Origin of the sequence: Actinokineospora diospyrosa (genome assembly GCF_024171925.1) — a bacterium.
In the GTDB taxonomy this organism is placed as follows: domain Bacteria; phylum Actinomycetota; class Actinomycetes; order Mycobacteriales; family Pseudonocardiaceae; genus Actinokineospora; species Actinokineospora diospyrosa.
The window spans coordinates 264,557-277,667 of the sequence record NZ_JAMTCO010000010.1 but is presented as its reverse complement, the minus strand read 5'-3'; the positions used below and the strand labels follow the sequence as shown (position 1 = coordinate 277,667).

Genomic DNA, 13,111 nt, shown 5'->3' with positions numbered 1-13,111 from the left:
CACCGTCCAGTAACCTCAGCAGGCGAGCACTTCGTTGAGAAGAGGAGTCCCACCGTGGCCAAAGCAGCCAAGCCCGCCCGCGTAGACCCCACCTGGCGCGGCGACGACGACAACGGCTCGCACCCCGTCACCGAGCTGACCTCCGACCGCCAAGGCGCCCTCTCCCCCTTCGGTGACGTGACCTTCCCCCTGGACACCATCCCTTACGTCCACCCGGTCACCGAGATCAACCGCTAGACCCCCAGCTCCTCTTACGCCCCCGCGCCCCTCTTACCCGCGGGCTCCCAGCGCACCCCAAACCCCGCTCTTACACGCCCGCGCGCGGTCCGAGTCCAGCCCGGCCCCCACCCTCTCCGGGGGGCGTCCCCAGGCCAGTCTACCAGGGCAAACCCACAGTCGATCTTGATCGACGGACCGGGGACCCTCTCCTGTGGATAACTTCTGTCGCCCATCCGAGCGAACATTCCGCGGCCTCCCTCAGCGCACCCCCAGGTAAAGCCCCCCAACCCACCCTCGACGGCCCGCCCAGACCCCGCCGCCACCCAAGTTCACCTTGCGCCACCCCGGACCCGGCAAAGCGACCTCGCAACACCTTCGAGACCGCATCCCTGAGCTCAGCGCGCCCCTCAAGCCCGGCAACCCAGCCGCTCGGACCCGGACCCCCTGCCGCTCGAGCTCAACAACCCTCGCCCGGCTCAATGCCGCCCCGCTGCCACCCGGCCTACCAGTACGCCGCCTGGGCTCGTAGCCCCGTCGCTTGGACCTCAGGACTGCCACTCGAGCTCGGCCCCCGCACTCCCGCAGCTTGGTTCAGGCGCCGCCGCGTGGGCCGCACCCCCCGCAAGGGCCCGGCAACCCGCACTGCCACTCAGAGTCGGCAATCCCGCCCTGGCCTCGACACTCCGCATCCTGAGCCCGGCAGCCCCGCAGCCTGGTCCGCACCGCCGCTCAAAGCTGGCAACCCCGCCTGGCCTCGACACTCCGCACCCTGAGCCCGGCACCGCTACTCGATGCCAGCAATCCCCACGCAACCCCGCAACCTGATTCCGGCGCCGCCGCGTAGGGCCGCAACCCCCGCGTGAGCCTGGCAATCCCGCAGCCTGGTCCGCATCGCCGCTCATAGTCGGCAACCCCGCCTGGGTCCGACGCCCCGCATCCTGAGCCCGGCGCTGCTGCTCGATGCCGGCAATCCCGCAAGCTCCGCAGCCTGATTCCGGCGCCGCCGCAAGGCCCGCAACTCCCGCATGGCCCCAGCAGCCCCGCAGCCTGGTTCGCCTCGCCGCTCAAAGCTGGCAACCTGCCTGGGCCCGACACCCCGCAGCCTGAGCCCAGCACCGCTGCTTGATGCCAGCAATCCACGCAGCCCCGCAGCCTGATTCGGGCGCCGCTGCGTAGGGCCTCAACCCCCGCGTGACCCCGGCAATCCCGCAGCCTGGTCTGCATCGCCGCTCAAAGTCGGCAACCCGCTTGGGTCCGACGCCCCGCATCTTGAGCCCGGCACTGCTGCTCGATGCCAGCAATCCCCCTGCAACCCCGCAGCCCGGCTCCGGCGCCGCCGCGTGGGCCGCAACCCCCGGCAACCCGCCTGGGTCCGACACTCCACAGCCTGAGTCGGCACTGCTGCTCGATGCCAGCGATCTCCCCGCAACCCCGCAGCCTGATCTGCACTGCCACTCAAAGTCGGCACCCACCTGGGTCCGATACCCCGCATCCTGAGCCCGGCACCGCCACCCTGAGCAGCCCGCGGCCCCTACCTGAGTCCGCCAGCCTCGCCGCTCAAGTCCCGCATTGCTGTCTAGGCCAGCAACTCCCACCCGAGTTCAGCGCCGCCGCAGCCTGGCCCGGCACCGCCGCCTAGGCCTGCGAAGCCCCCGCGGTCCCAGCATCGGGTCTGCAACTCTCGCTCAGGCCAGACGTCCAGCCGCTGAGCCCGGCACCGCAACCCGGCATTGCCGTTCAAGGTCGACAACCCCACCCAAGCCCGGCACCCCCGCCGCCCGCCTCTTACGCGCCCGCGCGCGGTAACGGGTCCAGCCCAGCCCCCACCACTCCCGGGGGGCGTCCCTGGGCCAGTCTACCAGCGCATACCGACAGTCGATCTTGAAAGGGGGAGCGGAGGCCCCCTCCTGTGGATAACTTCTGTACCCCACAAGAGCGAATCCGCGCCCGCCCGAAAACCAAGATCCCCAGCAAGACCCGCACACCGCCCGCGCCCGCCCCGTCCCCGGCGCAAACCCCTCGATCAACGACCAACCCGGCCGGGTCTAGGCTCACCCCCGATTCTGTGAATAACGTCCCACCTGGAGTGAAGCTCATGCCCGTCCCCGGCCCCGGTTACTCGATCACCGTCCGGGTCGAAGCGCCGCCGAGTGCTAGTGCGGCGGGGGACCTGACCAGCGCGGTCGGGCGGGTTGGTGGGGTGATCACGGCGTTCGACGTGGTCGAGTCGCACAGTGATCGGGTTGTGGTGGACATCACGTGCAATGCGATGTCGGCCAATCACGCGCGGGACATCACCGACGCGATCGAGGCGTTGCCGGGGGTGGCGGTTCGCAAGGTCAGCGACCGGACCTTCCTGATGCACCTCGGCGGCAAGATCGAGGTCACCGCCAAGGTCGCCCTGCGCAACCGCGACGACCTCTCCCGCGCGTACACCCCCGGTGTCGCGCGGATCTGCCAGGCGATCGCCGAGAATCCTGACGATGCGCGGCGGCTGACCATTAAGCGCAACACCGTCGCTGTGGTGACTGATGGCTCTGCCGTGCTCGGGTTGGGCAACCTGGGGCCCGCGGCCGCGTTGCCGGTCATGGAGGGCAAGGCGGCGCTGTTCAAGAAGTTCGCCGGGGTCGACGCCTGGCCGGTGTGCCTGGACACGCAGGACACCGAGGAGATCATCCGGGCGGTCGAGCTCATCGCTCCCGTCTACGGGGGGATCAACCTCGAGGACATCGCCGCGCCGAGGTGCTTCGAGATCGAGGCCCGGCTGCGCGAGAAGCTCGACATCCCGGTGTTCCACGACGACCAGCACGGCACGGCGATCTGTGTGGTCGCAGCGTTGCGGAACGCGCTGCGGGTTGTCGGCAAGGACATGGCCGACTGCAAGATTGTGGTGTGCGGCGTCGGTGCTGCGGGCTCGGCGATCATCCGGCTCCTGTTGCAGCGCGGACCGGCGGATGTCGTCGCCGTCGACATCGATGGCATCGTCAACCGGGACCGTCGCAACATGGACGCCAACCTCGCATGGGTTGCGCAGAACACCAACAGGGACAACCAGACCGGCCGGTTGCACGACGCGCTCGTCGGCGCCGACGTCTTCATCGGCGTCTCCGCGCCCAACCTGTTCGGCGCGGCGCAGGTCGCCACCATGGCCAAGGGCGCCGTCGTGTTCGCCCTGGCCAACCCGGACCCGGAGATCGACCCGGTCGAGGCGCACCAGCACGCCGCCGTCGTGGCCACCGGCCGCTCGGACTACCCGAACCAGATCAACAACGTGCTCGCCTTCCCCGGCGTGTTCCGCGGCCTGCTCGACGCCCAGGCGAAGACGATCACCGACGCGATGCTGCTCGCCGCGGCCGACGCGATCGCCGACACCGTCGACGGCGACCGGCTCAACCCGTCGTTCATCGTGCCGAGCGTGTTCGACGCCGCCGTGGCGCCCGCGGTGGCCGACGCCGTGCGCAAGGCGGCCCAAGCCTGAGCGGGCCAGCCTGACTAGCATCGCCACGTGGGAGAACTCAGCCATGTGGACGCGTCCGGTTCCGCGCGGATGGTCGACGTCTCCGCCAAGGCGGTGACCGCGCGCACCGCGGTGGCCAGCGGCGTCGTACGCACCACCGAGGAAGTCATCGCACTGTTGCGCCGCGACGGCCTGCCCAAGGGCGACGCGCTCGCCACCGCGCGCATCGCCGGGATCATGGGCGCAAAACGCACCCCGGAGCTGATCCCGCTGTGCCACCCGCTGCCGATCTCCGGCGTCCGCGTCGACCTCGGCCTCGGCGACCGCGAGATCACCATCACCGCGACCGTGCGCACCACCGGCCAGACCGGCGTCGAGATGGAGGCGCTGACCGCGGTCGCGGTGGCGGGCCTGACCCTGCACGACATGATCAAGGCCGTCGACCCGGCCGCCGTCCTCGACGCGGTCCGGCTGGACCACAAGGACGGCGGCAAGTCCGGCACCTGGAACAGGGGGACGCCATGACCGACCGCACCGCCCGGGTGATCACCGCGTCCAACCGCGCCTCGGCCGGGGTGTACGAGGACCGCACCGGCCCGGTCATCGCGACCTGGCTGCGCGGCCGCGGCTACCAGACCCCGGACCCGGTCGTCGTCCCCGACGGCCTGCCGGTCGAGCAGGCGTTGCGCGCCGCGGTCGCCGAGGCCGTCGACGTCGTGATCACCACCGGCGGCACCGGCATCAACCCCACTGACCGCACCCCCGAAGCCACCCGCGCCGTCCTCGACCACGAGATCCCCGGCCTGGCCGACGCCATCCGCGCCGCGGGCCTGCCGAAGGTGCCGACCGCGGTGCTGTCCCGGGGCGTCGCCGGGGTCGCCCAGCGCACGCTGATCGTCAACCTGCCCGGCTCGACCGGCGGCGTCCGCGACGGCCTGGCCGTCCTCGAGCCGGTCCTCGACCACGCCGTCGACCAACTCCACGGCGGCGACCACCACCGCCAACCAGACCACCAACACCAGCCAGACCAGCCGGGCCACCAACACCAGCCGGACGAGCGGCACCAGCAAGACGAGCAAGCCCGGCCAGACCCCCGCGCCAATGTCCTGCGCGCCGACATCTCCGAAGCCGAGATCTCCGTCGACGAGCACGCCGACCTGGTGGCGCACAACGCCGCGGGCGCCGTGGTCAGCTTCGGTGGCGTGGTCCGCGACCACGACGGCGGCCGGGGCGTGCACAGCCTCGCCTACGAGGGCCACCCCAGCGCCAAGGAGATCATCGCCGAGATCGCCGCCGAGGTGGCGCGCGCGGACGGGGTGCGCGCGGTCGCCGTCACGCACCGGGTCGGTGAACTCGGCATCGGCGCGGTCGCGCTCGCGTGCGCGGTCGCCGCGGAGCACCGGGTTCAGGCGTTCAGCGCGTGCGCGCGGCTGGTCGACGAGGTCAAGGCGCGGTTGCCGATCTGGAAGCACCAGCGCTTCACCGACGGCACCGACGAGTGGGTCAACTGTCCTTAGAGGACTAGCGGGCCCACAGGCAGAACGGGTGCCCGGCCGGGTCGAGGTAGACCCGGACGTCGTGCTGCGGCTGGAAAGCGGCCAGCTCCGCCCCCGCGGCGACGGCGTGCGCACCGGCCGAGGCCAGGTCGGCCACCTCGATGTCCAAGTGCGACATCATCTGCTGCGCACCGGGCCGCGACGGCCAGGTCGGGCGCACGTAGTGCGGTTCGCTCTGGAACGACAGCCCGGTCCCGCCACCCGGCGGCCGCAGCGTCACCCACTCCGGCTCGTCGGCGCCCCTGGGCCAGCCGAGCAGCCGCTGGTAGAAGGCAGCCAGTTCGCGGGCGTCCGGCGAGTCGAGCACGGTCGCGGTCAAGGTCATCCACGGTCTCGATCCCATGCAGCCAGGCTATGCCGACCCGCGCGGGCCCACCGGGTGGTGCGGTCAGGCCCCCGTCGCGCGTGGCGGCGGGGGCCTGTACCGGATCGAGCGGACTTACTTGGTGGCGATCTTCTGACCCACGAGGATCAGGTTCGGGTCGCCGATGAAGTCCTTGTTCTTCGCGTGCAGCGCCTGCCAGCCGCCGCTCACGCCCTGCGTGGTCGCGATCTTCGACAGGGTGTCACCCGCGACGACGGTGTAGTCGCCGTTGGGGTTGGACGCGCTCAGCGCGGCCACCGGGGCGGCGGTCGTCACCGGCGCGGTCGCCTTGGGGGCGGCCTTCGGCGCGGTCTTGGTGACCTTCTTCGCCGACGTGCTCTGCTTCGGCGCGGTGGCCTTCTTCGGGGCGGCGGCGGACTTGGCGCCCGACTTCTTGCCGCACACCGGCCACGCGCCGATGCCCTGGGACTTGAGCACGTTCTCCGCCACGCGGATCTGCTCCTCGCGGCTGGCGTTGTGGGCGCTGCCGGAGCCGCCGTTCGCGCGCCAGGTGCTCGGGGAGAACTGCAAGCCGCCGTAGTACCCGTTGCCGGTGTTGATGTTCCAGTTGCCGCCGCTCTCGCACTGGGCGACAGCGTCCCAGTTCACCGGGTCGGCAGAGGCGGGTGACGCGGCGATCGCCATCGGGGCGCCGACCGCGACTCCTGCTACGAGGACGCGGGCGATGGTGCGCTGGGTGGCGGTCTGCTTGCGGTGCTTGCCTCGGTACGACATTTGGGTCTCTCCTCCCGCGCCTGCGCTCGTGACGCTGCGGGTGTGGGCCAGAGATCGGCCCGACCTGGTCCTGCTGGACCCGGCCGCCACGCCTGGCACCTGTCGTGCTCGTCGTGGCCCCTCGCCCCTGTCCGAGAGTTCGCTTTCGCTCGGGGTTGGTTCCCAAGAGCCCGCCGGACAGGGTTCGGCACTACGAACTCTCGGGTCATACGTGGCTGGTCGGGGCCAGCCGGAAGCGACGGTACGTAACCGCGGCGGGAATCGAAAACTCCGAGGTGCGTGACCGTCATCACAGTAACGCCCCGCTACTTCCCGCGATCATGACGTTTCCGCTGGTCAGTGCGACGAACCTGGACGTTACTTGGCCGTGTCCTGGCCGAGATATTTCACCGTCGGTGAGGGCTGGCTCACGTTGAATTCTGCCGCTGGGCCATCCGGGAACGGTGGGTCAGCCGCCCGCGAAGGGGGGTAGGACGTCGAGGGCGGTGCCTTCCGGAAGCCGGGCAGCCCTGTCCCGGACAGCCACCCCGTCGAGCAAGAAGCTCGCCGACAGCATGACCCGGCCGAGAACGTCCCCGTGGAGAGTCGCGATGGCCGTAAGAGCGTCTTGGACGGTCGCGTCGGTCGGTAGCTCCACCTTCTCTTCGTGCACGCCCGCGGCCGCGCGCGCGCCCGCGAAATACCGCACCGTCACCAGACCCATTAGAGCTACCCCCCGATCGCACTCATCGGCCTGAGCGGCTGCGCGAACCCGGCCTCGTTGATGGTGTGGCCGGCGAGCTTGGCCCACATCGCCCCGCGCCACAAGTCGGCGATCTCCTCGTCGGCCGCACCGCCGCGCATCGGTGCCCGCAGGTCGGTCTCCGTTTGGCTGAACAGGCACGAGCGGAGCTGGCCGTCGGCGGTGAGCCGGGTGCGGTCGCAGTCGCCGCAAAAGGGCCGGGTGACCGACGCGATGACGCCGACCTCGCCCTCCCCGCCATTGACCTGCCACCTCTCGGCAGGCGCGGCACCCCGCGGTACGGGACTTGGCGTTAGGTCAAACTCCGCGCGCAACGCGGTGAGGATCTCTTGCGCGGTAACCATATCCGCGCGATTCCACCCATGTTGCGCGTCGAGCGGCATCTGCTCGATGAACCGCAGCTCGTACTTGTGCTCTAGGCAGTACCGCAGCAGTTGAGCCGCTTCATCGTCGTTGCGCCCCCGGACCAAGACAGCGTTGACCTTCACCGGGGTCAAACCGGCATCCCGTGCTGCGGCAAGGCCTTCAAGGACGTCGTCGAGCCTGTCGCGTCGCGTGAGCGCGGTGAACCTATCGGGCACGAGAGTGTCGAGCGAGACGTTGATCCTGTCTAGACCGGCATCCTTAAGATGCCGCGCGCGCGTAGCGAGGCCTATCGCGTTCGTGGTCATGGAGATCCGCGGCCGGGGTTCGAGCGCGGCGGTCTTGGCGATGATCGCCTCGAGCCCCTTGCGCAGGGTCGGCTCGCCGCCGGTGAACCGCACGTTGGTCACCCCGAGCAGCACGACCGCGATCCGGATGACCCGCGCCAACTCGGCGTCCGACAGCATCTCGCCGCGCGGCATCCAGTCCAGGCCCTCGGCGGGCATGCAGTAGGTGCAGCGCAGGTTGCAGCGGTCGGTCAGCGAGACCCGCAAATCGGTCGCGACCCGGCCGAAGCTGTCGACCAGTCGGGCGTCGTCGGGGCGGTCCGCACCGGGGGAGGCCACCCGGAGCCGGGGAAAGCCCAGGTGGACCGGTGGGGGTACCCGTTCCGCCGTCACCCGATCCAGGGTAGTCGCTGTCACCGGACCGGGGGCCATTCGGCGCAGCCGACACCACACTGTCGCCGATCTGTCCACATCGGGGGATCCACCGCGGGCACCCCACGCGCCGCGGTTGCGGGGATATCGTCGGACCCATGCCGTATTTCAGGGTCGCCGAGGCGGCCCGGTTGCTCGGGGTCAGCGATGACACCGTTCGCCGCTGGATCGACCAGGGCCACCTCGCCGCCGAGACCGACGGCGCGGGCCGCAAGGTCGTCGAGGGGGCCGCGCTCGCCGTGTTCGCCAAGGCCCAGGCCACCGAGATCCCCGACCCGAGCGACATCGGCCGCTCGGCCCGCAACCGGTTCGTCGGCCTGGTCACCGAGGTCATCACCGACACGGTCATGGCGCAGGTCGAGTTGCAGTGCGGCCCGCACCGGGTGGTGTCGCTGATGAGCGCCGAGGCGGTGCGCGAGATGGGGCTGACCCCCGGCGTGCTCGCTGTGGCGCTGGTCAAGGCGACGCAGGTCATCGTCGAGACGCCTGGGTAGCCTCTCGCCATGACCGGCCGGTGGACGTACCTGATGGACATGGACGGGGTCCTGGTGCACGAAGAGCACCTGATCCCGGGTGCCGACGAGCTGATCGCCGAGCTCACCGCGACCGGCACGCCCTTCCTCGTCCTGACGAACAACTCGATCTACACCCCGCGCGACCTGCGGGCCAGGCTGCTGCGCACGGGCCTCGACGTGCCGGAGACCGCCATCTGGACCTCCGCGTTGGCCACCGCGCGCTTCCTCGACAGCCAGCGCCCCGGCGGGTCTGCCTTCGTCATCGGCGAGGCCGGGCTGACCACCGCACTGCACGAGATTGGCTATGTTCTAACTGACCGCGATCCTGACTATGTGGTCCTCGGCGAGACCCGCACCTATAGCTTCACCGCGATCACCCGGGCCATCCGGCTGGTCGAGGAGGGTGCCAGGTTCATCGCGACGAACCCGGACGCGACCGGCCCTAGCCGCGAAGGCTCGCTACCGGCCACCGGCTCCGTCGCCGCACTTATAGAGCGCGCCACCGGCCGCGCCCCGTACTACGTGGGCAAGCCGAACCCGCTGATGATGCGCTCAGCGCTGCGCTCGCTAGGTGCGCACTCGGAGACCACGCTGATGATCGGCGACCGGATGGACACCGACGTGCGCAGCGGGCTGGAGGCGGGCCTGCACACGATCCTCGTGCTGTCCGGCATCTCCGGCGGCTCCACCGCCGAGCAGTACCCGTACCGGCCGACCCGGGTGATCGGGTCGGTCGCCGACCTGGTCGGCCGCACAGCCGACCCGTTTCCAGAGGTTTAGCTTCTCAGGTGGAAGGTGGTCACGGTGAGTCGTCGTCGCCGGTCACGGTTACCGATCGCTGCGCGTCGCCGGGGTGGCTCCCCTAGGGTCGTGGCTGTGGAGAAGGACAGGGCGACCTACGTCGTCGGCGACATCCACGGCCACCGCGCGGAGCTGACCGCCGCCCTGCACGCCGAGGGGCTCGTCACCCCGGGCGGCGACTGGTCGGGCGGCCGCGACCACCTGTGGTTCCTCGGCGACTTCGTCGACCGGGGGCCGGACGGCATCGGCGTCATCGACCTGGTCCGCACCCTGGCCGACCAGGCGGCGGAGGCGGGCGGCAAGGTCGAGACGCTGCTGGGCAACCACGAGATCCTGCTGCTGGGCATGCACCGGTTCGGCGACGAGCCGATCCCGTCGGAGTTCGGCCCGCGCAGCTTCGCCCGCAGCTGGAGCATGAACGGCGGCATCGACACCGACCAAGAAGCCATCACCGACGAGCACGTCGAGTGGCTCATCAGCAGACCGGTCATCGACCTGGTCGACGACCACCTCTTGATGCACTCCGACACCACGCAGTACCTCTTGTGGGGCGAAGACATCCCCACCATCAACGAGGCCGTTCAGGATGTCCTGCGCTCTGATGACGCTGCCGAGTGGTGGGAGGTCTGGCGGCGCATGACGACCCGGTACGCCTTTCGCGGCCCCGAAGGTGAGACGGCCGTGGACGAGCTGCTGACGACACTTGGCGGTAAGCAGGTCGTGCACGGGCACAGCGTCATCGCCGACCAGCTAGGGGTCCTGCCGACGCAGATCGAAGGCCCGCACCTCTACGCGAACGGCAAAGCGCTCGGTGTCGATGCGGGCCTGTTCGTCGGTGGGCCTTGCCTGGTCGTGTCGTTGCCGTGGAGCTCGGCGAGCTAAGAGGTCGGCACGATCCGGGAGCCGAGTGGGATCAGCGACACCGGGATCATCTTGAAGTTGGCGATGCCCAGCGGGATGCCGATGATCGTGACGCACAGCGCGATGCCGGTGACGACGTGGCCGAGGGCCAGCCACCAGCCCGCGAAGATGATCCAGATGAGGTTGCCGATCGCCGACGCGGCCCCGGCGTCGCGGTGCGGCTCGATGGTGCGACCGAACGGCCACAGCGCGTAGTTCGCGATGCGGAACGACGCCAGGCCGAACGGGATGGTGATGATCAGGATGCAGCAGATGATGCCCGCGATCACGTACCCGATGGCCATCCAGAAGCCGCAGAGGAACAACCAGATCAGGTTCAGCAGAAGTCGCACGCCACCCAGTCTGTCGCACCGATCGATCGGCGGGTGTCCGGATTGGCCGCACGGATGCAAGATGGTGACCTTGCCCACAGCGTGGAGGAGCGGCCATGGCACTGCCGAGCTATTCGTCCGGGACCTCGACCGTGCCCCTGCTCGGCGACACCATCGGCGAGAACCTGGCGCGCACTGTCGCTGCCCACGGTGAACGAGATGCCCTGGTCGACAGAGCTACCGGCAGACGGTGGACCTACCGGGAGTTCTCCACCGAGGTGGATGCCGTCGCGCGCGGGCTTCTGGAACTCGGTGTGGTTAAGGGCGACCGGGTAGGGATCTGGGCGCCGAACTGTGCTGAGTGGGTCTTCGTGCAATACGCCACCGCGCGGATCGGCGCGGTTCTTGTGAACATCAACCCCGCGTACCGGGTCCACGAGCTGAAGTACGTCCTCGACCACGCAGGCGTCCGCACCCTGATCGCTGCCCCCAGCTTCAAGACGTCCGACTACGCGGCCATGATCGAGGAGGTCCGCCCCGGGTGCGCCGCGCTGCTGGACGTCATCCTCATCGGCCACCAGTCCTGGCACGACCTCGTCTCGCACGGCCATGACCTGCCTGAGGTAGCGCTATCGCCGGACGACCCCATCAACATCCAGTACACCTCGGGGACGACCGGCTTCCCCAAGGGCGCCACACTCTCTCACCACAACATCCTGAACAACGGCTACTTTGTCGGCGAACTGTGCTCTTACACCGAGCAGGACCGGATATGCCTGCCTGTGCCGCTGTATCACTGCTTCGGTCTTGTCATGGGCAACCTTGCCGCTACTACGCACGGCGCTTGTATTGTCCTCCCAGCGCCTGGATTCGATCCTATTGCGACTCTCAACGCTGTTGCCGAAGAACGGTGCACGTCCCTCTATGGCGTGCCGACGATGTTCATCGCGATGCTGGCCGAGGCCGGTGACCTGGACCTGAGCTCTTTGCGTACAGGCATCATGGCGGGCTCGCCGTGCCCGGTCGAGGTCATGAAGCAGGTCATTGACCGGCTCGGGATGGACGAGGTCACCATCTGCTACGGGATGACCGAAACTTCCCCGGTGTCAACGCAAACCCGCGCCGACGACTCTCTAGACCTACGAGTGTCGACGGTCGGCCGTGTGCACCCACACCTGGAGATCAAGGTCGTTGACCCGGAGACAGGGCTAACTGTCCCGCGCGGCACACCCGGCGAGTTCTGCACTAGAGGCTATTCGGTGATGCTGGGCTACTGGAGCGAACCGGATAAGACGGCCGAGGTCATCGATAGCGCTCGGTGGATGCACACCGGCGACCTCGCGGTGATGACCGAGGACGGCTACCTCATGATTACCGGCCGCATCAAGGACATGGTCATCCGCGGCGGGGAGAACATCTATCCGCGAGAGGTGGAGGAGTTCCTCTATACCCACCCGGACATCCTTGACGCGCAGGTCATCGGCGTCCCGGACGAGCGCTATGGGGAGGAGTTGATGGCGTGGATCCGCATGCGCGAGGGAGCGTCACCGCTGGATGCTGACGCTGTCCGGCTGTTCTGCACCGGCAAGCTCGCCCACTACAAGATCCCCCGCTACGTCCACGTGGTCGACGAGTTCCCGATGACGGTGACCGGGAAGGTTCGTAAGGTCGAGATGCGCGCCGCTGCTCTTGAGCTCCTCAAGTAGCTTGGACCCCGTGCCCTTAGCGGTTGGTTTCGACCTGGACATGACCCTCATCGACCCACGCCCCGGCATGGTCGCCGCGATGGCAGCCCTAGCCGCCGAAACCGGCCTCCCCCTGGACGGCGAGTACTTCGCCGCCAACCTGGGCCCACCCCTCGACATGATCTTCCGCGGCTTCGAAGCCCCCGAAGAACGAATCCCCTGGCTAGTAGACCGCTTCCGCGCCCTCTACCCCGAAATCGTCATCCCAGCGACGGTAGCCCTACCAGGCGCCACTGAGGCTTTAGCCGCCGTCCACGAAGCTGGCGGCCGCACCCTGGTCGTCACCGGCAAGTACGGCCCCAACGCCGCCAAACACCTAGCCCAGTTCGGCTGGACCGTGGACGTCCTAGTGGGCGAACGCTGGTCCACCGCCAAGGGCGAAACCCTCTTAGAACACGGCGCCACCATCTATATCGGCGACCACGAAGGCGACATGGCAGGTGCTCTAGCAGCGGGCGCCCTAGCTATAGGCGTCCCCACCGGCCCCCACTCCGCCGCCGATCTACGGGCCGCCGGAGCAGACGTGGTCCTAACCAACCTCACCGAGTTCCCCGCCTGGCTCAAGTCCCACCTGGCCGCTCACTAGGCACGACCTGCCCGTTCAACGGGTCTGATGATCGACCGAGCCTCGATTTCCCCGTAGTGGGGGCCGCCGTGACTCGT

14 protein-coding genes are annotated in these 13,111 nt (G+C 69.1%); 9 read left to right on the top strand and 5 right to left on the bottom strand.

What is annotated here, in order from left to right; all coding sequences use genetic code 11:
- Nucleotides 1-54: 54 nt before the first annotated feature.
- The 4 genes from LV75_RS21580 to LV75_RS21565 all read left to right on the top strand — a co-directional run bounded on the left by LV75_RS21580 (nucleotide 55) and on the right by LV75_RS21565 (nucleotide 5,193).
- On the top strand, nucleotides 55-237 hold the full coding sequence (locus LV75_RS21580) for a hypothetical protein (RefSeq protein WP_253888802.1): 183 nt from the start codon (nucleotides 55-57) through the stop codon (nucleotides 235-237).
- Nucleotides 238-2,314: 2,077 nt separating this feature from the next.
- Nucleotides 2,315-3,697 (top strand): NAD-dependent malic enzyme, encoded by a 1,383-nt coding sequence (locus LV75_RS21575; RefSeq protein ID WP_253888801.1) that lies wholly within the window; start codon nucleotides 2,315-2,317, stop codon nucleotides 3,695-3,697.
- Between the two features lie 27 nt (nucleotides 3,698-3,724).
- Nucleotides 3,725-4,201, top strand: coding sequence for a cyclic pyranopterin monophosphate synthase MoaC (moaC, locus tag LV75_RS21570; protein WP_253888800.1), 477 nt, complete (start codon nucleotides 3,725-3,727; stop codon nucleotides 4,199-4,201).
- Nucleotides 4,198-5,193, top strand: a complete 996-nt coding sequence (locus LV75_RS21565) for a molybdenum cofactor biosynthesis protein MoaE (protein ID WP_253888799.1) — start codon at nucleotides 4,198-4,200, stop codon at nucleotides 5,191-5,193. Before moaC ends, LV75_RS21565 begins: the two co-directional genes overlap by 4 nt.
- A gap of 4 nt (nucleotides 5,194-5,197) precedes the next feature.
- Here the strand turns inward: LV75_RS21565 and LV75_RS21560 are convergent, their stop codons facing one another.
- The 4 genes from LV75_RS21560 to moaA all read right to left on the bottom strand — a co-directional run bounded on the left by LV75_RS21560 (nucleotide 5,198) and on the right by moaA (nucleotide 8,116).
- A complete protein-coding gene (locus tag LV75_RS21560) occupies nucleotides 5,198-5,557 on the bottom strand; it encodes a VOC family protein (RefSeq protein ID WP_253888930.1) in 360 nt (119 codons plus the stop codon).
- Between the two features lie 114 nt (nucleotides 5,558-5,671).
- Nucleotides 5,672-6,331 carry a LysM peptidoglycan-binding domain-containing protein gene (locus tag LV75_RS35070; RefSeq protein WP_301319524.1) on the bottom strand — a complete coding sequence of 220 codons (660 nt, stop codon included), beginning with the start codon at nucleotides 6,329-6,331 and terminating at the stop codon, nucleotides 5,672-5,674.
- A 448-nt stretch (nucleotides 6,332-6,779) separates the two neighbouring features.
- The gene (locus tag LV75_RS21545; protein ID WP_253888798.1) at nucleotides 6,780-7,034 is read right to left on the bottom strand and encodes a MoaD/ThiS family protein; all 255 of its coding nucleotides are present in this window, start codon (nucleotides 7,032-7,034) and stop codon (nucleotides 6,780-6,782) included.
- A 5-nt stretch (nucleotides 7,035-7,039) separates the two neighbouring features.
- The gene (gene moaA, locus LV75_RS21540) at nucleotides 7,040-8,116 is read right to left on the bottom strand and encodes a GTP 3',8-cyclase MoaA (protein WP_372504206.1); all 1,077 of its coding nucleotides are present in this window, start codon (nucleotides 8,114-8,116) and stop codon (nucleotides 7,040-7,042) included.
- Between the two features lie 137 nt (nucleotides 8,117-8,253).
- Between moaA and LV75_RS21535 the strand changes: the two genes are divergently transcribed.
- The 3 genes from LV75_RS21535 (at nucleotide 8,254) to LV75_RS21525 (ending at nucleotide 10,353) form a co-directional block, all read left to right on the top strand.
- A complete protein-coding gene (locus LV75_RS21535; protein WP_253888797.1) occupies nucleotides 8,254-8,649 on the top strand; it encodes a TOBE domain-containing protein in 396 nt (131 codons plus the stop codon).
- 9 nt (nucleotides 8,650-8,658) lie between these two features.
- Nucleotides 8,659-9,450, top strand: a complete 792-nt coding sequence (locus tag LV75_RS21530; RefSeq protein ID WP_253888796.1) for an HAD-IIA family hydrolase — start codon at nucleotides 8,659-8,661, stop codon at nucleotides 9,448-9,450.
- 96 nt (nucleotides 9,451-9,546) lie between these two features.
- Nucleotides 9,547-10,353, top strand: coding sequence for a metallophosphoesterase family protein (locus LV75_RS21525; RefSeq protein ID WP_253888795.1), 807 nt, complete (start codon nucleotides 9,547-9,549; stop codon nucleotides 10,351-10,353).
- Here LV75_RS21525 and LV75_RS21520 read toward each other — a convergent pair.
- A complete protein-coding gene (locus LV75_RS21520; protein ID WP_253888794.1) occupies nucleotides 10,350-10,724 on the bottom strand; it encodes a YccF domain-containing protein in 375 nt (124 codons plus the stop codon). The genes LV75_RS21525 and LV75_RS21520 overlap by 4 nt on opposite strands.
- Before the next feature lie 95 nt (nucleotides 10,725-10,819).
- On the opposite strand from LV75_RS21520, the gene LV75_RS21515 reads away from it, so the two are divergent.
- Complete coding sequence (locus LV75_RS21515) at nucleotides 10,820-12,409, top strand: AMP-binding protein (protein ID WP_253888793.1); 1,590 nt, start codon at nucleotides 10,820-10,822, stop codon at nucleotides 12,407-12,409.
- Between the two features lie 10 nt (nucleotides 12,410-12,419).
- Complete coding sequence (locus tag LV75_RS21510) at nucleotides 12,420-13,034, top strand: HAD family hydrolase (RefSeq protein ID WP_253888792.1); 615 nt, start codon at nucleotides 12,420-12,422, stop codon at nucleotides 13,032-13,034.
- Nucleotides 13,035-13,111: the final 77 nt, after the last annotated feature.

What these genes read in the sequence shown, in the direction of transcription:
- LV75_RS21565 (WP_253888799.1), top strand. Translation starts at nt 4,198, where the DNA reads ATGACCGACCGCACCGCCCGGGTGATCACCGCGTCCAACCGCGCCTCG.
- LV75_RS21535 (WP_253888797.1), top strand. Translation starts at nt 8,254, where the DNA reads ATGCCGTATTTCAGGGTCGCCGAGGCGGCCCGGTTGCTCGGGGTCAGC.
- LV75_RS35070 (WP_301319524.1), bottom strand. Translation starts at nt 6,331, where the DNA reads ATGTCGTACCGAGGCAAGCACCGCAAGCAGACCGCCACCCAGCGCACC.
- LV75_RS21530 (WP_253888796.1), top strand. Translation starts at nt 8,659, where the DNA reads ATGACCGGCCGGTGGACGTACCTGATGGACATGGACGGGGTCCTGGTG.
- LV75_RS21575 (WP_253888801.1), top strand. Translation starts at nt 2,315, where the DNA reads ATGCCCGTCCCCGGCCCCGGTTACTCGATCACCGTCCGGGTCGAAGCG.
- LV75_RS21560 (WP_253888930.1), bottom strand. Translation starts at nt 5,557, where the DNA reads ATGACCTTGACCGCGACCGTGCTCGACTCGCCGGACGCCCGCGAACTG.
- LV75_RS21545 (WP_253888798.1), bottom strand. Translation starts at nt 7,034, where the DNA reads ATGGGTCTGGTGACGGTGCGGTATTTCGCGGGCGCGCGCGCGGCCGCG.
- LV75_RS21515 (WP_253888793.1), top strand. Translation starts at nt 10,820, where the DNA reads ATGGCACTGCCGAGCTATTCGTCCGGGACCTCGACCGTGCCCCTGCTC.